This window comes from Prosthecobacter sp., assembly GCF_034366625.1.
Taxonomy (GTDB): Bacteria; Verrucomicrobiota; Verrucomicrobiia; order Verrucomicrobiales; family Verrucomicrobiaceae; genus Prosthecobacter.
Genome location: NZ_JAXMIH010000014.1, coordinates 227794 through 249269 on the forward strand (window position 1 = coordinate 227794; position 21476 = coordinate 249269).

Annotated in this window: 17 protein-coding genes and 1 other RNA gene; 6 read left to right on the forward strand and 12 right to left on the reverse strand. The window is 60.7% G+C overall.

The window, feature by feature from the left end; translation table 11 throughout:
* Positions 1-4: 4 nt before the first annotated feature.
* The 4 genes from U1A53_RS16765 to U1A53_RS16780 all read right to left on the reverse strand — a co-directional run bounded on the left by U1A53_RS16765 (position 5) and on the right by U1A53_RS16780 (position 3975).
* Positions 5-358 carry a VOC family protein gene (locus tag U1A53_RS16765; protein WP_322282712.1) on the reverse strand — a complete coding sequence of 118 codons (354 nt, stop codon included), beginning with the start codon at positions 356-358 and terminating at the stop codon, positions 5-7.
* An 82-nt stretch (positions 359-440) separates the two neighbouring features.
* Entirely contained in the window at positions 441-1520 is a 1080-nt protein-coding gene (locus U1A53_RS16770) for a Gfo/Idh/MocA family oxidoreductase (protein ID WP_322282713.1), read from the reverse strand.
* Positions 1521-1661: 141 nt separating this feature from the next.
* The gene (gene otsB, locus U1A53_RS16775) at positions 1662-2468 is read right to left on the reverse strand and encodes a trehalose-phosphatase (RefSeq protein ID WP_322282714.1); all 807 of its coding nucleotides are present in this window, start codon (positions 2466-2468) and stop codon (positions 1662-1664) included.
* On the reverse strand, positions 2449-3975 hold the full coding sequence (locus U1A53_RS16780) for a trehalose-6-phosphate synthase (RefSeq protein WP_322282715.1): 1527 nt from the start codon (positions 3973-3975) through the stop codon (positions 2449-2451). Before U1A53_RS16780 ends, otsB begins: the two co-directional genes overlap by 20 nt.
* A gap of 77 nt (positions 3976-4052) precedes the next feature.
* On the opposite strand from U1A53_RS16780, the gene U1A53_RS16785 reads away from it, so the two are divergent.
* From U1A53_RS16785 to U1A53_RS16805, 5 genes are all read left to right on the forward strand, one after another.
* The gene (locus tag U1A53_RS16785; protein WP_322282717.1) at positions 4053-5693 is read left to right on the forward strand and encodes a trehalase family glycosidase; all 1641 of its coding nucleotides are present in this window, start codon (positions 4053-4055) and stop codon (positions 5691-5693) included.
* Positions 5694-5879: 186 nt separating this feature from the next.
* Entirely contained in the window at positions 5880-6371 is a 492-nt protein-coding gene (locus U1A53_RS16790) for an N-acetyltransferase family protein (RefSeq protein WP_322282719.1), read from the forward strand.
* Positions 6372-6452: 81 nt separating this feature from the next.
* Positions 6453-7826: a DUF1501 domain-containing protein gene (locus U1A53_RS16795; protein WP_322282721.1), complete on the forward strand. Its 1374-nt coding sequence runs from the start codon at positions 6453-6455 to the stop codon at positions 7824-7826.
* Positions 7823-9532 (forward strand): DUF1549 and DUF1553 domain-containing protein, encoded by a 1710-nt coding sequence (locus tag U1A53_RS16800; protein ID WP_322282723.1) that lies wholly within the window; start codon positions 7823-7825, stop codon positions 9530-9532. Before U1A53_RS16795 ends, U1A53_RS16800 begins: the two co-directional genes overlap by 4 nt.
* Before the next feature lie 3 nt (positions 9533-9535).
* Positions 9536-9958, forward strand: coding sequence for a hypothetical protein (locus U1A53_RS16805; protein ID WP_322282725.1), 423 nt, complete (start codon positions 9536-9538; stop codon positions 9956-9958).
* A gap of 144 nt (positions 9959-10102) precedes the next feature.
* Here the strand turns inward: U1A53_RS16805 and rnpB are convergent.
* The 7 genes from rnpB to gcvT form a co-directional block, all read right to left on the reverse strand.
* An RNA gene (gene rnpB, locus U1A53_RS16810) (RNase P RNA component class A) lies at positions 10103-10538 on the reverse strand.
* Between the two features lie 37 nt (positions 10539-10575).
* Complete coding sequence (locus U1A53_RS16815) at positions 10576-11046, reverse strand: DUF3828 domain-containing protein (protein WP_322282727.1); 471 nt, start codon at positions 11044-11046, stop codon at positions 10576-10578.
* A gap of 44 nt (positions 11047-11090) precedes the next feature.
* Positions 11091-12614 (reverse strand): sulfatase, encoded by a 1524-nt coding sequence (locus U1A53_RS16820; protein WP_322282729.1) that lies wholly within the window; start codon positions 12612-12614, stop codon positions 11091-11093.
* A gap of 25 nt (positions 12615-12639) precedes the next feature.
* On the reverse strand, positions 12640-15468 hold the full coding sequence (gcvP, locus tag U1A53_RS16825; protein ID WP_322282731.1) for an aminomethyl-transferring glycine dehydrogenase: 2829 nt from the start codon (positions 15466-15468) through the stop codon (positions 12640-12642).
* A gap of 53 nt (positions 15469-15521) precedes the next feature.
* Positions 15522-16346: an aspartyl/asparaginyl beta-hydroxylase domain-containing protein gene (locus tag U1A53_RS16830; RefSeq protein WP_322282733.1), complete on the reverse strand. Its 825-nt coding sequence runs from the start codon at positions 16344-16346 to the stop codon at positions 15522-15524.
* A gap of 105 nt (positions 16347-16451) precedes the next feature.
* Positions 16452-16832 (reverse strand): glycine cleavage system protein GcvH, encoded by a 381-nt coding sequence (gene gcvH / locus U1A53_RS16835; RefSeq protein WP_322282736.1) that lies wholly within the window; start codon positions 16830-16832, stop codon positions 16452-16454.
* 18 nt (positions 16833-16850) lie between these two features.
* The gene (gcvT, locus tag U1A53_RS16840; RefSeq protein WP_322282737.1) at positions 16851-17966 is read right to left on the reverse strand and encodes a glycine cleavage system aminomethyltransferase GcvT; all 1116 of its coding nucleotides are present in this window, start codon (positions 17964-17966) and stop codon (positions 16851-16853) included.
* Positions 17967-18093: 127 nt separating this feature from the next.
* Here gcvT and U1A53_RS16845 point away from each other — a divergent pair, with 127 nt between their 5' ends.
* A complete protein-coding gene (locus U1A53_RS16845; protein ID WP_322282738.1) occupies positions 18094-20214 on the forward strand; it encodes a M3 family metallopeptidase in 2121 nt (706 codons plus the stop codon).
* On the opposite strand, the gene U1A53_RS16850 is transcribed toward U1A53_RS16845, so the two are convergent.
* Positions 20215-21423 (reverse strand): MFS transporter, encoded by a 1209-nt coding sequence (locus tag U1A53_RS16850; protein WP_322282740.1) that lies wholly within the window; start codon positions 21421-21423, stop codon positions 20215-20217.
* Positions 21424-21476 lie beyond the last annotated feature (53 nt).

The following is a 21476-nucleotide window of genomic DNA, read 5'->3' on the forward strand; positions in this document are numbered from 1 at the left end:
CTCGCTATTTGAGATGAGTCACCACATTGATGACCACGCCATTGGGGTCTGCCACGAAGAAGCGGCGAACACCCCACGGTTCGTTCGTCAACGGGTAAACAATGGGCAGGCCAAGCGCGACGGCTTTGACATGCACGGCGTCAACGTCTTCAACCTCAATGGAGATATTCGGATTGGGGACAGCCGATGCAGACGGCTGCATCAGTGTGATCTGAGCCGTCGGATTGCCGGGGGATACAAACGTCAAGATCCAACCCATGTCCATGGCCAGATCCAAGCCAAGAAAGTCCGCATAGAACTTCCGGCTGTCATCCATTCGCTCCGACGTAATGTCGGGCACGATTCTCTTTATGCTCATAAGCTTTTGGGGTTATGACTGCGCCGAATGAAGTCTTGTTACCTCCGATGCCCTTCGGCATCGGAGGCAGAAATGCCCTTGATCAAATCGACACCGGCTTGCCGGTCTTCGCGGAGGCGTAAACCGCGTCGATGACCTGCATCAGGCGCAGGGCTTGCTCCGGCGTGTTCAGAGGAGCGGCTTTGCCATCAAGGAATTCGATGAAATTCGCGGCGGAGCCGATGCGGCCCATGTCTTCGCATGCTGGCGTGGTGATGCTGCGGTTCACACTGTGGCCGTTTTCCTGGACATAGAGTTCGCAGGTGTCGATGGCGGTGTTGTCGAATCCGTCGATGCCAAAGAGGCGTTCCACTCTGCCACCAGCCTTCGTGCCCTGGAAGACCACGGAGACCTCCTCGCGCTTCACCATTTCAGCCCAGGAGACCTGGAGACTCAGCACCTGGCCGGTCTTGAAGGTCACGAAACCATGCGCCGAATTTTCCACATCAGTCGTGCCGCCCACGCGGTCGGGAATGCCCCACGGGCCTTTGAATTGCTTGTCGGTGATGAAATCCGAGAAGGTCTGGCCCAGCGCGTGCGCAGGTTCGGGATAGCCCATGAAATACATCGCGAGGTCCACCATGTGCAGCAGATCAATGAGTGAACCGCCGCCAGCGAGTTCCTTGGTGGTGAACCAGCCGCCGAAGCCCGGGATGCCCGTGCGGCGAATCCATTTGGCCTGCGCCGAATTGATGGTACCGGCCACGCCTTGGTTGATGTAGGTCATCATGGCCTGCGATTCAGGCCGGGCGCGGTTGTTGAAGTTGAAGAGCACCTGCTTTTTGGCTTTTTTGGCGGCAACGATGATCTCCTTCACCTCGTCCGCGCTCAGCGCTGGTGGTTTTTCACAGAAGACGTGCTTACCGGCTTCGAGACACTGGATCGTCAGGGACTTGTGAAATTTGTTGGGAACGATCACGCTCACGGCGTCGATCTCCGGATTTCCCAGCAAGGCATCCACGGTGTCATAGGGGGTGGTGATGCCCCACTTCGCCGCAGCCTTGGCAGCAGCCCCGAGAGCCGGATCGGCCACGGCCAGGATCTCCGCTCCCGCCTGGCGGAACCCCGCCGTGTGATACTGCAACATGCCGCCAGCTCCGATGACTCCTACTTTGATGGACATAAAGGTGTGTGTTTAAGGTGGTTGATAAATTTTGAACGACGGGCGCGAGAATGTCGATTGAGCACAGCCGAGTCAAGGCTTGAAAACAGGGGTGGTGAATCTACGACAATCAAGGGATCAACTTGATGCGACGCAGCGGCATCAGGCGAACGCGTTTCCGAACCGCGCCGCAGTCCTCACCGTCGCCATCCAGTCCAACAAAGCCGCGCTGTCGCTCGGATCATGCAACCTGACACGGGCGGCTGAACCCAGGCCGTCACCGACAATGAACGTCCAGCCGCCCGGCAGTTCGCGAAACGCGTCGAGATCTGACGCGTCATCGCCCATGAAGGCGGTGGTGCCTGCGGTCACGCAACACTGCTCCATGAACCGGCGCAGCGCGGTTCCTTTGTCCCAGTCAATGGCGGGGCGGATCTCCCAGATGCGTTTGGCGGGCCGCACGACCAAGGGCGCGACAGCCTGCACGGCTGATTTCACCAGATGCTGCACCTCGGCGTGGCAGGATTCAGCCGCCTGCCGGTAGTGGACGGAGAGGGTCAGATGTTTATCCTCAATCCACACGCCGGGGAGGTGCGCCAAGACGGGAGAAAGCTCTGCCAGCACTTCGCGCAGGGCTGGCCCGGCGGCAGCGGCACCGGGAGCCAGAACCGTTGTGCCATCGGACCCTGACATCTCCAGCCCGTGATTGCCCGCATAGAGCACGCCGGCCAGATCAAGCCGCTGCTGCACATCCGCCAGGGAGCGGCCAGAGATCACGGCGAGAGTGACGCCCGGCTGCGAGACGAGGCGCTGCAGGATGGTCTTGGTGGAAGCCGGGAGACGCACTTCATCCGCATGAGACGCCAAGGGTGCGAGCGTGCCATCGAAGTCGCAGCCGATCAGAATCCGCAGACTGGCAAGCAGCCACTCTCGCAAGGCGTCGCGTTGTTCAGTCCAGTGAGGTGACATCGTTCAGGGCGGTCTCGGGAATGTCGAGTTTCATGAGCTGCGAGAGGATGCTGCCAGCCCAGCGATAGACATTGTTGTGGGCCACCTTCTCGCGCATGGCCTTCATGCGGCGCTCGCGCTCCTCCGGTTCCATGGTGAGCGCCTGATGAATGGCCTGGGTCGTCTCATGAATGGCAAAGGGGTTCACTCCCAGCGAGGTGTCCAGCTCGCGAAAGGCGCCGGTGAACTTGCTCAAGATGAGGACGCCGTCGTTGTCAGTTCGGCTCGCGACAAACTCCTTGGCCACGAGGTTCATGCCGTCGTGCAGCGAGTTCACAATGAAAAAGCGGCACAGCCGGTGCAGCGCCACCATGTCCGCCGCGCCATACTGCTGTTTCAGAAACACCACCGGCTGCCAGCCCAGGCGGCCCCAACGCCAGTTGATGTGATCAACGAGGCCCTCGATCTCATCCTCCTCCGCCTGATACTCCGGCAGATGCGAGCGGCTGGGGGCGGCGATCTGCACAAAGGAAAATTTCGCGCGCCACTCGGGATACGTCTCGATGAAGTAGTCCAGCGCGCGCAGCCGGTCAGGAATGCCCTTCGTATAGTCGAGCCGTTCAATGCCCGCACCCAGCAGACGGTCGCCCAGACGGAGTTTCCGGCGCCATTTTGCCATGGCGGCTTCAACCTCGGGGCTGGCCACCTGCGACGCAGCGGCCTCGAAATCGATGCTGATCGGGAATGGACACACGCTCGTGATGTGACCACCACGGGTGATCTGCCAGCGTTCGCGGTCCACCATCGCTTCGAGCGAGCGGTCCACGGTCTCAAAAAAGTTCTGGCAGTGATTTCGGATGTGGAAACCTAACAGATCGTTGCCCAGCATGCCATCCACCAGCTCCTGCGACCAAGGGCAGGTGCGAAACATCTCGGGGTTCGGCCAGGGAATGTGCCAGAACTGTGCGACGACAAGATTTTCGCCGCCCATCTCCTTCACCATGCGCGGCAGCAGGCAAAAATGGTAGTCCTGGATGAAGATGATGGCGGGGCCTGCGCCCGCCTCTTCGATCACCGCTTTGGCAAACAACCGATTTACTTCCTGATAGCTCTCCCAGTTTGCAATTCTGAAGATGGGACGCTTGAAAGCGATGTGGCACAGCGGCCACAGCCCTTCATTGGCAAAACCATAGTAGTAGCCTTCCTCCTGCTCCGGTGTCAGCCACACACGACGCAGCGTGTAGCTCGGATTCTGGGGTGGCACGGCCAGGCGGTCATGCTCATCCACGGTGTCGCGGTCGGCATTGCCCGCGCCGTGGGCGATCCAGGTGCCCTTGGTGGCGGCCAGGATGGGACGCAGGGCCGTGGCCAGACCGCCGGTGGTTTCGACACACTCAAGATCACCGCCGTCCCCATAACGGTGCATATGCGGCTCACGATTGGAAACCACGATGAACTTTACGCCGCCGAGACGTGTCTGGATCAGTTCACGCAGCAGTTCCTTGGTCCAAGTTCGGCTGGATATCATGGTGCGGCCCAGGTTGACTGGTGGAAGGATTTTTGTTGAAATTCACATCTGTCATCTGCTTGTGAATCGTTCATAGGATGAAACGTCCGCCACATGGCAAAGGGCGGCATAAAAACCTTCAGGCCGGCACACGCGTGAACAAGGAAGAACAACCATTCCCCTACACGGGTGACATCGCCCGGCTCGTGCATCACATCCAGTCGGAATGGCACGGCCTGAGCCGCGGGCTGCGCCAGGTGGCGCAGGCGATTTGCGATGTGAAACTTGGAGCGGAGCATGCATACACCTGCCCGATCTACATCTCGCCTTCCGAAGATCTCCCGCGCGTGCAGCGCATCTTTGAAAAATCGCTTGGCGACGATCAGATGACCACGCTTCGGCTCAAGGTGCTGCCGCCTGATCCTGCGCGCATCGAGGAACACGGCCTGCTGTTCCTGCCGGGACGCTATGTCGTGCCCGGCGGTCGTTTTAACGAAATGTACGGCTGGGACAGCTACTTCATGGCGCTTGGCCTGCTGCGGCAGGGACGCGTGCCCATGGCGCGGGCGATCGCGGATCAGTGCCTGTATCAAGTCGAGCACTACGGCACCGTCCTCACGGCCAACCGCACCTACTATCTCACGCGCTCACATCCGCCACTGCTGGGGCGGCTGGTGCTCGCGGTGTATCGCGCCACCGGTGATCTCACCTGGCTGCGACGCGCGCTGCCGCTGTTGGAAAAGTTTTACTACTATTGGACGGTGCCGCCACACCTCGTGTCTGGCCTCAATCTTTCCCGCTACTATGATTTTGCCCGCGGACCTGCACCGGAGGTGGAACGGGGCGAAGTCGATGAGCACGGCCGCAATCACTATGAGCGGTTGCGCATGAATCTCGCCGCAGGCGGTGAGTATGTGCAGGACGCCAGTGCCTTTCTCGATCCCGTGACCGGCATGCTAACCGCCCATGCGTACCACTCGGACCGCAGCATGCGCGAGTCAGGTTTTGACGTGAGCGGCCGTTTTGGTTTCGCGAATCTCGACGTGCTCGACATCCTGCCCGTCTGCCTCAACACACTGCTCTGGCGGCTGGAGGTCGATATTGCCAAAGTTCGTGCGTTTCTCGACGCCACCACCGAGCTCGACGTCTGGCATGATCGCGCCAGTCAGCGCGCCGCAGCCATCAACGAACGTTTCTGGGACGAGGAAGCGGGCTTGTTCTTTGATTATGACGGACGGGCAGGCCGTCGCCGTTCGTATCCGTTTGCCACCACGTTCTGGCCAATGTGGGCCGGGCTGGCGAGCAGGGAGCAGGCGGCGCGCATCGTTGCGAGTCTGCCGGAATTCGAAGCCGCCGGCGGCCTGCTCACCAGCCTGCACCTCAGCGGCTGTCAGTGGGACAAGCCCTTTGGCTGGGCGCCACTGAACTACATGGCCGTCATGGGGCTGCACCGGTATGGCTATCGCAACGAGGCACGGCGAATCGCGCGGCGTTTTGTGACACTGGTGACTTCCGAGTTCTGCCGCACCGGCTTGTTGTTTGAGAAGTATGATGTTGAGAACATGACCAGCGATGTGGAGGGCAAGATCCAGTTCGGCTATCCCACCAATGAAACTGGTTTTGGCTGGACCAATGCCTGCACGATGGAGTTGCTCGATTATCTGGGCTGTCTGGGCGATCTCGATACAGAGCAGACCTTCACCGCGAGGATTCAACTGCCACCGCAGGCACCGAAGTAGCCCAGGCAGTTTCGTGACATGAAGCAACGGTAAAGACGCCTTGAGGGAGATGCGCGCCTTGCCTCGCGACTCTCTCCCTGTAGGCGGCCTGCGGCGACCCGTGGCGCTGCACCCGGCTCGTCATTCGGATTTCGACATTCGTCATTTCAAAGCTTCTATTCCTGCCGAATCCCCGTTTCTTGTCCCATGCCCGTCATCACTCGCCCAGCCTCCGCAGCCGATCTCGACGCCATCAACGCGATCTACAATCACTACGTCGAGCACAGCACCTGCACCTACCAAACCGTGCCCAGCACCGCGCAGGAACGCCTCGTCTGGTTTGACGCGCACGGACCCGAGCATCCCGTGATCGTCGCCGAGGAAAACGGCCAGATCATCGGCTGGGGATCGCTCAGCCGCTTTCATCCACGTGAGGCCTACTGCCACAGCGTCGAAGACTCGGTTTATCTGCATCACGAGCATCGGGGCAAAGGCCTCGGCTCTCTCTTGCTCGCCGAACTGCTGCGTCTGGCGAAGGAAATCGGCCACCACACCGTCCTTGGAGGCGCTGATTCAGAACAAACCGCCAGCATCGCCCTCCACGTCAAATTTGGCTTCGAACAAGTCTCCCGTCTCAAGGAAGTCGGCTACAAGCACGGCCGCTGGCTCGATGTGATCTGGATGCAGAAGATGCTTTAGCGGATGGGGCCGGCTTTGGGACAGCATTGACGTTTGCTACCCAACCCGCTAGAACCGACCCACATCCAACGTCTTCACGCCATGCCCCGCGACCTTGCCCCGCTCTCCCGCCGCCGCCTCCTTGGCACGACGGCGATGGGCCTGTCCAGCGTGGCGCTTTCGTCCCTCATGGCCGAGTCGCGCTCGCACTTCCCGGCGAAGGCGAAGCGCGTGATCTGGCTCTTCATGCACGGCGGGCCGAGCCATGTCGATTTGTTCGATCCGAAGCCCGAACTCATCCGTCACGCGGGCAAACCGCTGCCGGAGAGCTACGGCACCGTCGAAACGCGGCGCAAGGTCGCGCAGAACCCGCTGCTGGCTCCAGTGAAGCCGTTTCGAAAGCACGGGCAGAGCGGCATCGAGATCAGCGACTTCCTGCCGCACATGGCGGGTATCGCCGATGAGATGTGCGTCATCAGGAGTTGCCATGGCGACAGCGTGAATCATCCGCAGTCGGTTTATCAGATGAACACCGGCTCCATCCAGATGGGCAAGCCGAGCCTGGGAAGCTGGGTGTCGTATGGCCTCGGCTCCGAGAACGCGGACATGCCCGCGTTCGTCGTGCTGCCCGATCCAGGCGGTGGTTTGAAAGGCGGCCCGCCCGCCTGGGGCAGCGGCTTTCTGCCCGCGACGTATCAAGGCACCACCATGCGTGCCGGAGACAATCCCATCTTGCATCTGCAAAGCCCGCAGAGCAGCGCCCGCCAGCGTGCCACGCTCGATCTCATCCAGCAGATGAACGCGCAGCATCAGGCCAAGCGCGAGGCCGACAGCGAACTCGACGCCCGCATCCGCGCCTACGAGCTGGCCTTCCGCATGCAAAGCGCCGCGCCGGAAGCCGTGGACATTTCGCGCGAAACCGAGGCCACGAAGCACCTCTACGGCATCGACGACCCGACGACGAAGGAGTTCGGCACGCGCTGCCTGCTCGCGCGGCGCATGATTGAGCGAGGAGTGCGTTTCGTGCAGCTCTACTCCGGCGACACCAACGGTTGGGACGCGCACGAGAACGTGATGAAGAACCACACCGAGTATTGCGCCCGCACCGACAAGCCCGTGGCCGGTTTGATTCGCGATTTGAAGCAACGCGGCCTGCTGGAGGACACGCTCGTCATCTGGGGCGGCGAATTCGGCCGCATGCCGATGAGCGAAAAGGGCGTGGGCCGCGATCACAACCCCTGGGGCTACACGACCGTGCTGTTCGGCGCAGGCGTGAAGCACGGCCACATCCACGGTGCCACCGACGACTTCGGCCTGCGTGCCGCTAAGGACAAAGTCCACATTCACGACCTGCACGCCACGATCCTGCACACCCTCGGCCTGGATCACGACCGCCTCACCTTCCGCCTCAACGGTCTCGACCAGAAGCTCACCGGCGTGGAAGAATGCCATGTCGTGAAAAGCATCCTCGCATGAAACCGGCCTGCATCGCCTTCACCCTGCTGCTGATCGCGAATCACGCGCACGGTGTCGCGATTCATGCTTCCGCCGATCCGGTGAAGGATGAACCGAAGATCTCCGCGAAGGATCGCGAGCACTGGGCCTTCAAACCGCTGCAAATCACGTCTGGCAAAACAGGCATCGACGATTTCATCCAGCCGCAGCCCAAAGCTGATCCTGCCACGCTTATCCGCCGCCTCACATTCGATCTCACCGGCCTGCCGCCCACACCGGAGGAGGTTTCATCCTTCATCCTTCAACCTTCATCTTTCGAGTCCGTCGTGGACAAACTGCTCGCGAGTCCACGCTACGGCGAACACTGGGCTCAATGGTGGCTCGATCTCGCCCGCTTCGCCGAAACCGACGGCTTTGAATACGACGCCGATCGCGGCCGCGCCTGGCAGTATCGCGACTGGGTCGTCGACGCGATGAACCGCGACATGCCGTTCGACGAATTCGTGCAGAAACAGATCGCGGGAGATTTGATGGGCGATGAAACGGCCACGGGATTCCTCTTTGCCTGCCCGGACATGCCCGACCTCAACAAACAAGACGAGCGCCGGCATGTGCTGCTCAACGACATCACCACCACCGTCGGCTCCGTTTACCTCGGCCTCACCGTCGGCTGTGCGCAGTGTCACGATCATGCGTATGATCCCATCAGCCAGGCCGATTTCTACCGACTGCGCGCCTTCTTTGACAACACGGTGCTGCCCAAGGAGCGCAAACCGCTCGGCCCGTTTGTGCGCGTCTTCACCGAAGGCGTGCCTGCCAGCACTGTCTTCGTGCGTGGCGACTTCAAACGGCCCGGTCCCGCCATTCAGCCCGCGTTTCCACGCCTTTTCGGCGAAACACCGCCGAATGCGGATCGTGCCGTGCTCGCAAAGTGGCTCGCAAGCAAGGACAACGCGATCTTCCTGCGCACGATGGCGAATCGAATCTGGCAGCAGCACTTCGGCAAGCCACTCGCCGCCATCCCCGGCGATCTTGGTCATCAAGGCGAAGCCCCAAGCGAACCCGCGCTGCTCGATTGGCTTGCTGCCGAGTTACCGCGTCAAAATTGGAGTCTCAAAAAGCTGCACAAGGTCATCGTGATGTCGAAACACTACCAGCAGGCCGCTCTGCCGCGCAAACGTCTCACCGGCGAGATGCTGCGCGATGCCATGCTGAGTGTCAGCGGCCAGCTCAATCTCAAAACGGGCGGTCCCGGCGTGAAACTGCCGCTGCCGAAGGAAATCAGCGACACCCTGCTCAAAAAGCAGCACGAGGTGAACCCCGATGCCACCGAGCACAACCGCCGCAGCATCTACACCTTCGCCCGCCGCAATTTACGAAATCCGTTGTTCGAGTTGTTCGACCGCCCCGACGCCCAAATCAGCTGTGCCCGCCGCAACGAGTCCACCACCGCCCCGCAGGCCCTCATGCTGCTGAATTCCGAGTTCGCCCACGGCATCGCCACCAAACTCGCCACCGATTTGAATGCAGCACACGGCTCCGATGCCGCCGCGCTCATCACTGATGCCACACAGCGTTGTCTCGCACGCCAGCCAACCAAGGCGGAGATCGAAGCCGGGCAAAAATTCCTCCAAAAGCAGACCGCGCTGACATCCAACTTCCAAGCCGCTCTTGCCGACTACTGCCTGGCCTTGCTGAACTCGAACGAGTTCGTGTATATCGACTGAATCATGGAAACACCCCTTCCTCCGCAGCGCGGAGCCTTCATCGCCAAACTCGGCGCGTGGCTGCAACTCGTACAATTGTATGGCGTCGCAATCGTGGTGGCGAGCATGAACAGGGCTTTTCGAGAACTCGGCAGCAATGGCGGTGCGGATCCAACCAAGTTAAGCGCTGCCATTGGTGAAATTCTAATCGGTGTTTTTAGCGGGATAATCATAGCCTTGCCTGGTTTGCTGTTGATCATCATTGCCATCACAGCACTCCGCTATCGTGCAGTGTGGATGTTCTGGTTCCTTTGCATCTACGGCGGCCTGATGACTTTCAGTTACCTTTTTCCTGTCGGCCTGTTCTTCCTGATCTACGCGTTGGTGAAGAAGGATGAGTTTCTGCGTCTGCAGCAACCGTCAGCGCCATCCATTCAATTCCCTTGAATAGCGAAGACCGTCGCGAAACGAACGCGAGTGTGTCGAAGACCACTCGCCACTTGCTGGTGAAGCGTTGGCGGTAGGAAAGTCAGGCGAGTAGAATACTCGCGCTCCAAAGGCGAAGGCGCCGGGGTTTCCCCCGACGCCTCCATGTGGATCGGCCCTCATAAGCCGGATTCTGTGTCCCCGACATCTTGCGACGCCTGGCTGTGATCATTTATCTGTCGGGCTGAGCGACCAGCCCGCCCTCGCTTGCGCGATGGTGCGACTATTACCCGGAGTCATCCATCCCTTGCGGGACTTGCGGCCAGGCGGGCCTTTCTCCTGTTCTGTCTTGCACCGCATGAGGTTTGTCGTGCCCCCTTCCTCGCGGTTGGGGCGGTGGGCTCTTACCCCGCCGTTTCACCCTTACCCTTCGTAGCTCGTGAGAGCGAAGAAGGGCGGTTTGTTTTCTGTGACACTGTCTGTGACCGCGGCTTGCACCGCAGCCCCCACGCTTTCACGTGGCATGCTGCCCTGTGGTGTCCGGACTTTCCTCTGGCATCCCGCCTTGCAGCAAAACACCAGCGATCACTCCGACCGACCCGCTGCCAGATTAGTGTTCGCTGCCACAAAGTCCAACCTCAATTCCCGGCGGCGTCTCTGTAAAGGCGGCTCAGCGTATGACCGGCCGTGTAGCGAAGATCACTGATCTTCCACACGCCGCCCTGCTGGACAAAAGTGAACGTGTTGCGCTTTTTCTGACCGGCATTTTCAAAAGTGACCAGCACGCTGGTCCGGCCTTTCACGGTGGCGGCCTGGTGAATGACAAAATCTTTGAGCAGCAAGTCCTGGGCGTCATAGAGAGGATCGGCACCAAGGGCACCAAGTTCTCCCTGCGATGCCACGGCATCCTTCCAGATCATATCAGCCAGCTCTTTGGCGAAGAAGCGATCCACCAGGGCACGATCCTGGTCCTGGAAGAACGGCGACTTCTGCGCGTCATGCGTCTTGTAAAGCTGTGCCACCAAAGCCTCGGGCGTCACCGCTTTGTCGGCGGCTGAGAGGTTCAGACTGAAGGAAACGAGCAGCAGAAAGAGCGAAAAGTGGCGCATGCGGTTGTTATCGCCGCAAAGCCGCCGAAGTCGAGATTCTCTGCTCAGTCTTCACACTTTTTCTTCTTTTTCGGCTCCTCCGGCAGCGGCTGACCTTTCTGTGCGGCCTCCCATTCGGCGTAGCCCTTGTTCTTGCGGTTGCCGAGATACTTGTAGGTGTCGAAGATCGCCGCATTACCGAGCACACGCGGGTCTTTCTCCTCCTTCAAGATGGACTCCATCTTCTCGCGCAATTCCTTCTTAGTGGCGGCGAATTTGGGATCAGCGGCGAGGTTCTTCAGGCACTCGGGATCGTTGGCGATGTCAAACAGCTCCTCCTCGGCGCGGTAGGCGAAGGCGAGATCGTAGAACGGCCCCTTGTTCTCGACGATCCACGCTTTGGTGGGGCCATCGTCACAGTTGCGGTAGCCGGTTTCAGGATTGCACGCAGGCCAGCGCTCGGGGTGGTAGTTGTGGCTGTAAAAGAACTCCGGCGTGCGAATGGCGCGCACGGGATAGCCCCAGTCGTTCGGACGACCGATGTCGTGACGCTCCTTCCCGGCGAGCATGATTTTGCGATCCTCAACGAAGCCGCTCTTGTCGCTGCGCAGAATGTTCACGAGGCTTTTGCCGCTCATCTGCTCGTGAACGGGCAATCCGGCGAGTTCGAGGTAGGTCGGCGCGAGATCGCGCACGTTGATAAAATCCTCGACGACGCGATCCGGCTTGATGCCCTTCCCCCAACGCATCGCCAGCGGCAGATGATAGCCGTCTTCGTAAATCTGGCCCTTCACGCGTGGGAACGGCATGCCGTGGTCGGAGGTGACGATGATCAGCGTGTCTTCGAGCAGGCCCTGCTTCTCCAGCATCTCCATCGCCCGGCCGATGTAGGCGTCGGCATATTCGACCTCGATGGCGTAATCGGCGAGATCACCGCGCACGGTGTCATTGTCGGGCAGATAGCCGGGCACCTTCACATCGCTGAGTTTTTTGCCCATGCGCACGCCGGAATCGAGCTCGTAGCCACGATGCGGCTCCTGGAAACCCATCCAGAAGCAGAAGGGCTTCTTAGCATCGCGTTGTTCGAGGAATTTGGCGAAGTTGGCCGTGTAGTCATTCTTGCCAATGCCAGAGGCTGGCGGCGTGGCTTTCACCTCATCAAAACTCGGCCCGGCAGGATTGCGCGTGCGGCCATTGAGCTTGAAATCGCCCGGTCCCCAGCCTTTGCCGGTCAAACCGATGTCGTAGCCGCCTTTCTCGATCAGATCAGGATACACGGCGAACTTCGGCGGGAAGATGCCGCCATGGCAGACGGCTTCCTCAAGCTGCCATGAGTTGCGACCGGTCAGAATCGTCGCACGGCAGGGACTGCACTTAGGATTGGAGGTGAAGGCGTTCTTGAACAGCACGCCCTCTTTCGCCACGCGGTCGAAGTTCGGCGTTTTGACCCAGTCACAGCCATAAGCCCCCGCATGCTGCCAGCCCCAGTCATCGAAGATGATGAACAGGATGTTCGGACGCGGCGCATCGGCGGCATGGGTGGCCGGAAGGAACGTGAAGATGACGAGAGCGAGCAGGAGGAGCTTCATGCGCGGTGAAACGCGCATGAGGAGATCAACTTGCAGCCGCTTCTTCCACACTCACACAGGTGCAGATGAGGTGGCGGTCACCATAGACGTTGTCGATGCGTGAAACGGGCGGCCAGTATTTGTCGTCCTGGACCCAGGGCAGCGGGAAGGCGGCGGCTTCGCGGGTGTAGGCGTGAGGCCAGTCACTTTTCATGACGAAGGCGGCGGTGTGCGGAGCCTGCTTGAGCGTGTTGTCGGTGGCGTGATACTGGCTGCTTTCGACTCCGATCATCTCGGCATGGATGCACTGCATCGCATCACAGAAGCGGTCCAGCTCGGCTTTGCTCTCGCTTTCCGTGGGTTCGATCATGAGCGTTCCAGCGACGGGCCAGCTCATCGTGGGCGCGTGATAGCCGAAGTCCATGAGACGCTTCGCCACATCTTCCACGGTGACTTTGTGGAAATGACTGAAGTCGAGGATGCACTCGTGCGCGACGAGGCCATTCGTGCCTTTGTAGAGCGTGGGGAAGTTCGCCTCGAGCTTCTTGGCGACGTAGTTGGCGTTCAGGATGGCGACCTTCGTCGCCTCGGTGAGGCGCGGCCCCATCATGGCGACATACATCCACGAAATCGTGCAGATGCTGGCGCTGCCCCACGGAGCGGAGCACACGGCGCCTTCGCGGCGGCCTTCCGCCCATGTGTGATGCCCTGGCAGATGCGGGCGAAGGTGAGCCACCACAGCAATGGGCCCGACGCCCGGTCCGCCGCCGCCATGCGGAATGCAGAAGGTTTTGTGCAAATTGAGATGGCAGACATCCGCGCCAATACGCCCGGGCGAGGTCAGCCCGACCTGCGCGTTCATGTTCGCCCCGTCCATATAAACCTGGCCGCCGTAATCATGCACGAGGCGGCAGATTTCGACGATGGACTCCTCGAACACGCCGTGTGTCGAAGGATAGGTGACCATCAACGCAGCCACCTTGTCTTTGTTGGCCTCCAGCTTCGCTTTGAGATCACCCAGAGCGACGTTGCCATGGTCATCGCACAAGACAGGCACCACTTTGAAGCCGCACATCACGGCACTGGCGGGATTCGTGCCGTGCGCGGAGGTTGGGATGAGGCAGACATCGCGATGATCCTCGCCGCGCGAGGCGTGGAAGCGTTTGATTGCGAGAAGACCCGCGTATTCGCCCTGCGAACCCGCGTTTGGCTGAAGCGAGACGGCATCGAAGCCGGTGCATTCGGCCAGCCATGCCTCCAGATCGCCAGACATCGTGCGATAGCCCTCGGACTGGTCGTGCGGGCAGAAGGGATGCAACCCGTTCACCTCCGGCCAGCTCAGCGGCATCATCTCCGCAGCGGCGTTGAGTTTCATCGTGCATGAACCGAGCGGGATCATGCTGCGATTGAGCGCGATGTCTTTGGACTCCAGACGATGCAGGTAACGCATCATCTCCGTTTCGGAGTGATACGAGTTGAACACCGGATGCGTCAGGTAGGCGGAACTGCGGTGATGCAGAGCGGAGCAATGCAGAGGACGTTCGTCATCGAGCGCTGGAGGCTGCTGCGGCTTGGAAATGCCGAAGGCTGTGAGCAGGTTGAGCAGTTCTTCCGCACGCACGCATTCGTCGAGCGCCACACCGACGATGGTGTCGTTGATCTTGCGCAGGTTGATGCCGAAAAGGAGGGCACGCTTGAGCACGTCGTCGGCATTGCGCACTCGCACGCTGATGGTGTCGAAAAAATCGTCGCTGAGCACGTCGAGGCCCGCGTGCAGGAGTTCTCCCGCGAGCCATGCCGCGGCGCCATGCACGCGCTGGGCGATGGTCTTGAGACCCTGCGGGCCGTGATACACCGCATACATCGACGCCATGACCGCGAGCAAGACCTGAGCCGTGCAGATGTTGCTGGTGGCCTTTTCACGGCGGATGTGCTGCTCACGCGTTTGCAGTGAAAGGCGATAGGCGGGCTTCCCTGACGCATCCTTCGAGACACCGATCAATCTGCCCGGCAGGCGGCGCTTCAGCGCATCTTTGACGGCCATGAACGCCGCGTGCGGACCGCCAAAACCGAGCGGCACGCCGAAACGCTGGCTGTTGCCGACGCAGATGTCCGCACCGAATTCACCCGGCGGGCGCAGCACGGTGAGCGCGAGCAAATCGGCGCTGACAACGAGCAAAGCGCCCGCCTCATGCACCTCGGTGGCAAGCTCTGAGTAATCATGGATGACCCCCTGGGTGTCGGGATACTGCACCAGCACGGCAGCGAGCCCCTTGGTGCCGTCGTGCTTCCATTGGAGCACGTCACCGACTTCCACTCGGATGCCATGCGCATCCATGCGCGTGCGCACGACTTCGATGGAATGAGGGTGGCATTTGTCCGAGACAAACACGCGGGATGAGCCGGCGACTTGAGCCACGGCAAGGCCCAGCGCCTCGGCGCAGGCGGTGCCTTCATCAAGCAGCGATGCGTTCGCGACATCCAGCGCGGTCAGATCGCGGATCATCGTCTGGAAATTGATCAGCGCCTCCAGCCGGCCTTGCGCAATCTCGGCCTGGTAGGGCGTGTAGGCCGTGTACCAGCCGGGATTTTCGAGGATGTTCCGCTGAATGACCGGCGGCGTGAAGGTGTCGTGATAACCGAGGCCAATAAACGAGCGCAGCACCTTGTTCCGGCTCATGATCTGACGCATGCGGCGCAACGCCTTTTCCTCGCTCAACGGCGGCGGCAGATTCAGCTTCTCACGGACGCGGATGCCTTCCGGCACCACTTTGTCGATGAGATCGTCGAGTGTTTTGAAACCGAGCGTTTGCAGCATGCTCTCAGCCTCGGCGGCTGAGGGACCAATATGACGGCGGGAGAAGTTCGTGGGCATTCGAAGGCAGGGCTTTTTCGGAAGCCCGGAAACTAACAAGCCGGAGGCCGGTGTCACTTGCCAAACAACGCCCAAAACTTTTTCTCCGAGGCTTTTTGCTTGCCCTTGGCTTCACGCAAAAAGGGAGCCAGCGCTGCCAGGTTCATGATCCAGTGGTTCAGCCAGTTCAGCGGCCAGCGCAGCGGACGGGCGAAATCAACGAACAGCACGACGCGGTAGCCGTCGGTGTCATTCCAGACCTCGTGATTGTAGGTGTCGTCAAAAATCACCGCCTTGCCCTCCTGCCAGGCATAAACTTGGTCGGCGATGCGAATGCGGCACTCATGACGAGGTTCCGGCACCATCAGGCCGAGGTGCAAGCGTAAAACACCCGCCCACGGACCGCGATGATGCGGGATGTGCTTCCGGGGCGACAGGATCGAGAAGAAGCCAGTCGTGCAGCCGGGAATCATGCCCAGCACCTTCATCGTCTCCGGGCAGTTGCGGGCGTTTTGCTCGCAGTCCATGCCAATCCCCTTCAGGAAGAAAGTCTTCCACTGGTCATCGCCCTGGATCATGCCGACTTCTTTGACAATGTCCTGGAAGCTCGGCATCGCGTCGCGGTATTGCATCACCGCATCGAGTTCCGCGCGCACCTTGGTCCAGTCGGCCTCGATCTGCGTCACCCACGGAAACTGCCGGGAGTCATAGATCGGCGGATCGCCATGGAGCGAACAGTGCGCGATGACGGTCTCGACGATGTCTTGCAGCCAGTTGGTGATCCGCTCCAGCAGGCCCCTGGCCGGAAAGGTGCGATGGCGACGGTGGTAGGCATCGATCGGCTTGAGTTCAAAACCGACGGGAACAGCAGCGACAGGAAATGAAGCTTCGGGTGGCATGGCTCAGATGTCCGTCATGAGTAACGAATCCGTCACCCAATGCAGCCAAAAATTGTATGCCGATTTTGCGAGCGGGCTTCTCCCAGCTTGCAGGCAGAAGCGTGCTTAGCCGATGTGCTTGCGATACGCCTCGGCGTTCATCAAAGCATCTGCCTCGGCAGAGTTCGAGGGCTTGATCTTGAAGATCCAGCCGCCGAGGTAAGGGTCGCGATTGAGGAGGCCGGGATCGTTGCTGAGCGTCTCGTTGACCGCCACGATTTCGCCCGAAACCGGAGCATAAATGTCACTGGCAGCCTTCACGGACTCAATCACACAGACCTGCTGGCCGGCGCTGACCTGGGTGCCCAGTTTCGGCGGATCAACGAAGACCACATCGGTCAGTTCGGCCTGCGCGTGATCGGTGATGCCGACAGGAGCCGGATCTTGCATGGGGTCGATCCATTCGTGGGAGTCGCGGTAGCGGAGGTTGTCAGGGACGTTGCTCATGAGGATGTCAGTTGAGAATTAAAGAGAAGGCTTGCGGTAAAACGGCTTTTTCACCACCTCGGCAGGAAAGCGGCGGCCACGGATTTCGATTTCGAGGGTGGTGCCGATCGCCGCAGCATTCAAAGGCACATAAGCCATGCCGATTCCGGCTGAGAGACTGGGCGATTGCGTGCCGCTGCACACTTCGCCGACGATCTGACCGGCATGCGCCACGGGGTAATGCGGACGCGGCGGCGGCGCGACACCGGTCATGCGGAAGGCGGCGAGTTTGTCTGGCAATCCGGCGGCTTTTTGAGCCACCAAGGCTTCACGGCCCGTGAAATCGCCCTTGTCGAGATCGACGAAGAACCCAAGCCCGGCCTGCAACGGCGTGCGATCTTCGGAGAGATCGTTGCCATTGAGAGGATAGCCCATTTCAAGACGCAGGGTGTCGCGTGCGCCGAGTCCGCAAGGCACGCCGCCTGCGGCTTTCACAGCATCCACGATTTTGCGGAACCACGTTTCGGCAATTTCGGCGGGCATGAAAAACTCAAATCCCTCCTCGCCCGTGTAGCCGGTGCCGCACAGCCACATCGGACCGTTGTCGGTCATCGTGACGAGAATCGTGTTGTGCTCAGGAAACGAACCGGCACTGCCAAAAACCGCAGCCGCCACCTCGCGGGCTTTCGGTCCCTGGATGGCCAGACCGGCGGTGAAGTCACTCGCGTTGGCCATCATCACATCATCATCCTTTGTGAGCTGGGATTCGAGGTGCTCCCAGTCCGCGTCGATGCGCGAGGCATTCACCACGAGGAAAAACTCGCGCTCGCTGGTGCGGTAGGCGATCAGATCGTCGATCACACCGCCCTTTTTGTTGAGGAGCAGTGTGTACTGGCCCTGGCCTGGTTGGAGTGAGTTGATGTTGTTGGTCAGTACCCGGTTCAGGAAGGCTTCCGCGCCTTTCCCGCTCACGATGAACTGGCCCATATGCGAGATGTCGAACACGCCGACGCTCTGCCGCACGACCTTGTGCTCTTCGACGATGCCTGTGTATTGAACCGGCATGTCCCAGCCGGCAAAGGGCACCATGCGCGCGCCCATTTCGACATGCACGGCGTGCAATGGGGTGCGGCGGAGCGGGGCGGGGTCGGACATCGTCCGCGCATGGTGTGAAGCGCCGCCGGTTTGTCAATCTGCGCGGCATTTTGAGCAAAGAACAACATGGCAATGTCGTTTGCCTCGCCCCGCAAACACTCCATACTCCGCCCGCCAAAACCCCACCATGGCAGCACCCTTCCTCACCCAGGATTTCCACATCCGCTGGTCCACGCTGACCCCCGAACACATCGAAGCCGACATCCGCGCCGCCTTGGAAAAGGCCCAGGCGAATCTTGACGCGCTCATCGATCAGGACCGCGGCAAGATGAAATTCGACACCGTCGTGCTCGGCCTCGACGAAACCACCCGCGATCTGAACGAAGCCTGGGGCCTCGTCACACATCTCGACGCATTGTGCAACTCCCCCGCCCTGCGCGAGGCTCACAACAAGATGCTGGCGGAGGTAAGCTCCTTCTTCGCCAAGATTCCGCTCAACGAGCATCTCTGGGACCTGCTCGTCACCTACAGCAAGACCGAAGAGGCGAAAAAACTCACGCCGGTGCGCCAGCGCGCGCTGCAAGAGGCGATGGAAGGTTTCATTCAGGCTGGCGCCGACCTGCCGCCGGAGAAGAAAAAACGCGTCGAGGAGATCGAGTCCGAGCTCTCCCAGCTCACGCAGAAGTATTCCGAGAACGTGCTCGATTCGACGAACAAGTGGGAACTCGTCATCGACGATGTGAACCGCCTCAAAGGCATGCCCCCTTCCGCCATCGACGCCGCCCGCGCCGACGCCGCCGCGAAAAATCTCGGCACACCGGAGAAACCGGCCTACCGCCTGACCTTGAAAGCCCCCTCGATGATTCCAGTCATGGAGTATCTCGAGGATGACAGCATCCGCCGCCAGATGTGGGAGGGCTCCAGCGCCATCGGACGCGGCGGCGAGCACGACAACACCGAGCAGGTGTGGAAAATCCTGCGCCTGCGCCACGAGAAGGCGCTGATCATGGGCAAGGCGAACTTCGCCGATCATGTGCTGGCTCATCGCATGGCCAAGACAGGCCAGAGCGCGACGCGGTTCATTGAAGATTTGTATTCACGCGTGCGTGAGGCCTTCGAGCGTGAAACGATCGCGCTGCAGGAATACCGTGCCGACAGCGCGCATCAGGCCACCAACTTGTTCCAACCCTGGGAAGTCGCCTTCTGGGCCGAAAAGCAGCGCAAGGCGAAGTACGACTTCGATGAGGAGGAACTGCGACCCTACTTCCCGCTCGACAGGGTTCTCGGCGGCATGTTCCGCCTCGCGGAGATGGTTTTTGACCTGCGTTTCGTCGGACGCGAGGTGATTTATGTCGAGCCAGGCAAAGAAGCCCCCGCCAACATCAGCACGCAGCCTGGCAAGCAGGGCCCCGTCGAAGTCTGGCACCCGGAGGTGAAGTTTTACGAGGTGCGCAATGAAAAAGGCGCCCACATCGGCTCCTTCTATGCCGACTGGCATCCGCGTGACTCGAAACGCGGCGGCGCGTGGATGAACTATCTCAAAATGGGCGTGCCTCCCAGCGGTGACCGTGACCGCCGTCTGCACCTGGGCCTCATCTGCGGCAACATGACGCCGCCCGTCGATGGCAAGCCCGCGCTCCTCACGCACGACGAGGTCTGCACCGTTTTCCACGAATTCGGCCACCTGCTGCACCAGCTCTGCGGCAACGTTGAAATTCCCGCGCTCAACGGCGTCAGTGTTTACTGGGATTTCGTCGAGCTGCCCTCGCAGCTCATGGAGAACTTCTGCTGGGAGCGCGAGAGCCTCGATCTCTTCGCCCGACATCATGAAACAGGCGAAGCCATCCCGCCGAGACTGTTCAAGAAGATGCAGGCCGCGAAAAACTACCGCAGCGCCAGCGACATCATGCGCCAGCTCGCCTTTGGCAAGCTCGACCTCGAACTGCACATGCGCCACGCCACCACCGAAGGCGCAGATCTCGACCAACTGGCCCGCAAGATTCTCGACGGCTATCTGATGCCGTTGAAGACCGAACAGCCCACCATCGCGCGTCGTTTCGGCCATCTGTTCAGCAGCCCCGTCGGTTACGCCGCCGGTTATTACAGCTACAAATGGGCCGAAGTGCTCGATGCGGATGCGTTCACGCGTTTCCAGAAGGAAGGCGTGCTCAATCCCGCCGTCGGTCGCGAGTTTCGTGAGCTGATCTTGAGCAAAGGCAACTCCGAGGATCCCGCGAAGCTCTTCCATGATTTCATGGGCCGCGATCCTGACGCGATGGCGCTGCTGGTGCGTGCCGGGCTGGCCTGATCACGCCGGAGTGCGCACTCGTCCGCGATACGCGACGGCAAAGAACACGCAAACCACGGCGGTGAGCGCCGTCTCACCCCACCAGAAGCGGGACCAGTCGGTGATGCCCAGCCTTGTGCAGGCGTTGTACCACCAGCCGCCGCCGAGGAAACCGATGAGACTGCCCACACCGCTCATGAGCAGCGCGAGCAGTGCCTGGGCACGCACACGCCATTTCGGGTCGATGCGCTCTTCGAGATAGATCTGCGTGGTGATGAAATAAAGCGTGAAGGCGAAACCATGCAGCAGCGTCCCGGCCATGAGCCAGGGCAGCGTGCCGAACGCATTGAATGAGTAGCGCACCACGCAGATGGCGATGCCGGAGAGGAAGACCCACTTCAACCGCACGCGGGCCAGAACGCCCGCCAGCAGCAGCATGACGAGGATTTCCGTGGTCTGGCCGAGCGAAAGCACGGCGGAGATGTTTTTCACGCCCAGATCGCTGAGATGGCGCGAGGTGTAGGGATAAAACGCGGCGAGTGGAATGCAGTAGAGCGCCGCTGTGATGAAGACGACGCGGTGATCGCGATGCTTGAGCAGTTCGAGGGCATCAAGGCCGAGAATCTGCCGCCAGGTGCGGTGCTGCATCACTTCGCCGGGCGGAATCATCGGCAGCCGCCAAGTCAGCGTCATCACGACCAGCCACAGTCCCGACGCCGTGACACCGGCCACCAGCGAAGCGTCCGCGCGCAACACGAAACTCACGATCCAGCAGCCGACCATCCATCCCATGGTGGCCCAGGCGCGCAGCGGGCCGAACTGGCTCTTCGCATCATGAAGCTGTGAAAAAACGATGCTGCTGGCCACGCTCCACACCGGCGTGGCCACGAGTGCCTGCGCCTGCGCGCAGGCCAGCACCGCCGCATCACTCCAGCCCCAGGCCAGCGAGCCACAGGTGATGAGCAGGGCCAGGCTGGTAAGCGCCGTGAGCCAGCGCAGCAGCAGCACCGGCGCGTGCTTTTGATCCGCCAGCGCCGCCACAAACAGCGGCGAGATGAAGGCGGCGATGGATGTCGTGGAAAACACCCACGGCACCAGATGGCCGCGGCCATGCGCGGTGAACACATTCGCCAGTGGCACGCTCCACATGCCCATCGGCATCGCCGTGCAGAAAAACAACGTCGCAAGCGAGGTGCGGCTGGCTTTGGCATCCGTGGCGGGGGCGGGCATCGTTGGGGAATAAACCGGGTTCGGCCAAACTCCAACGGCGAGACTGGAAAAAG

What these genes read in the sequence shown, in the direction of transcription:
- U1A53_RS16795 (WP_322282721.1), top strand. Translation starts at nt 6,453, where the DNA reads ATGCCCCGCGACCTTGCCCCGCTCTCCCGCCGCCGCCTCCTTGGCACG.
- gcvH (WP_322282736.1), bottom strand. Translation starts at nt 16,832, where the DNA reads ATGAGCAACGTCCCTGACAACCTCCGCTACCGCGACTCCCACGAATGG.
- U1A53_RS16785 (WP_322282717.1), top strand. Translation starts at nt 4,053, where the DNA reads ATGAAACGTCCGCCACATGGCAAAGGGCGGCATAAAAACCTTCAGGCC.
- U1A53_RS16845 (WP_322282738.1), top strand. Translation starts at nt 18,094, where the DNA reads ATGGCAGCACCCTTCCTCACCCAGGATTTCCACATCCGCTGGTCCACG.
- otsB (WP_322282714.1), bottom strand. Translation starts at nt 2,468, where the DNA reads ATGTCACCTCACTGGACTGAACAACGCGACGCCTTGCGAGAGTGGCTG.
- gcvP (WP_322282731.1), bottom strand. Translation starts at nt 15,468, where the DNA reads ATGCCCACGAACTTCTCCCGCCGTCATATTGGTCCCTCAGCCGCCGAG.
- U1A53_RS16815 (WP_322282727.1), bottom strand. Translation starts at nt 11,046, where the DNA reads ATGCGCCACTTTTCGCTCTTTCTGCTGCTCGTTTCCTTCAGTCTGAAC.
- U1A53_RS16830 (WP_322282733.1), bottom strand. Translation starts at nt 16,346, where the DNA reads ATGCCACCCGAAGCTTCATTTCCTGTCGCTGCTGTTCCCGTCGGTTTT.
- U1A53_RS16780 (WP_322282715.1), bottom strand. Translation starts at nt 3,975, where the DNA reads ATGATATCCAGCCGAACTTGGACCAAGGAACTGCTGCGTGAACTGATC.
- U1A53_RS16790 (WP_322282719.1), top strand. Translation starts at nt 5,880, where the DNA reads ATGCCCGTCATCACTCGCCCAGCCTCCGCAGCCGATCTCGACGCCATC.
- U1A53_RS16765 (WP_322282712.1), bottom strand. Translation starts at nt 358, where the DNA reads ATGAGCATAAAGAGAATCGTGCCCGACATTACGTCGGAGCGAATGGAT.
- U1A53_RS16800 (WP_322282723.1), top strand. Translation starts at nt 7,823, where the DNA reads ATGAAACCGGCCTGCATCGCCTTCACCCTGCTGCTGATCGCGAATCAC.
- U1A53_RS16850 (WP_322282740.1), bottom strand. Translation starts at nt 21,423, where the DNA reads ATGCCCGCCCCCGCCACGGATGCCAAAGCCAGCCGCACCTCGCTTGCG.
- U1A53_RS16770 (WP_322282713.1), bottom strand. Translation starts at nt 1,520, where the DNA reads ATGTCCATCAAAGTAGGAGTCATCGGAGCTGGCGGCATGTTGCAGTAT.
- gcvT (WP_322282737.1), bottom strand. Translation starts at nt 17,966, where the DNA reads ATGTCCGACCCCGCCCCGCTCCGCCGCACCCCATTGCACGCCGTGCAT.
- U1A53_RS16820 (WP_322282729.1), bottom strand. Translation starts at nt 12,614, where the DNA reads ATGAAGCTCCTCCTGCTCGCTCTCGTCATCTTCACGTTCCTTCCGGCC.
- U1A53_RS16805 (WP_322282725.1), top strand. Translation starts at nt 9,536, where the DNA reads ATGGAAACACCCCTTCCTCCGCAGCGCGGAGCCTTCATCGCCAAACTC.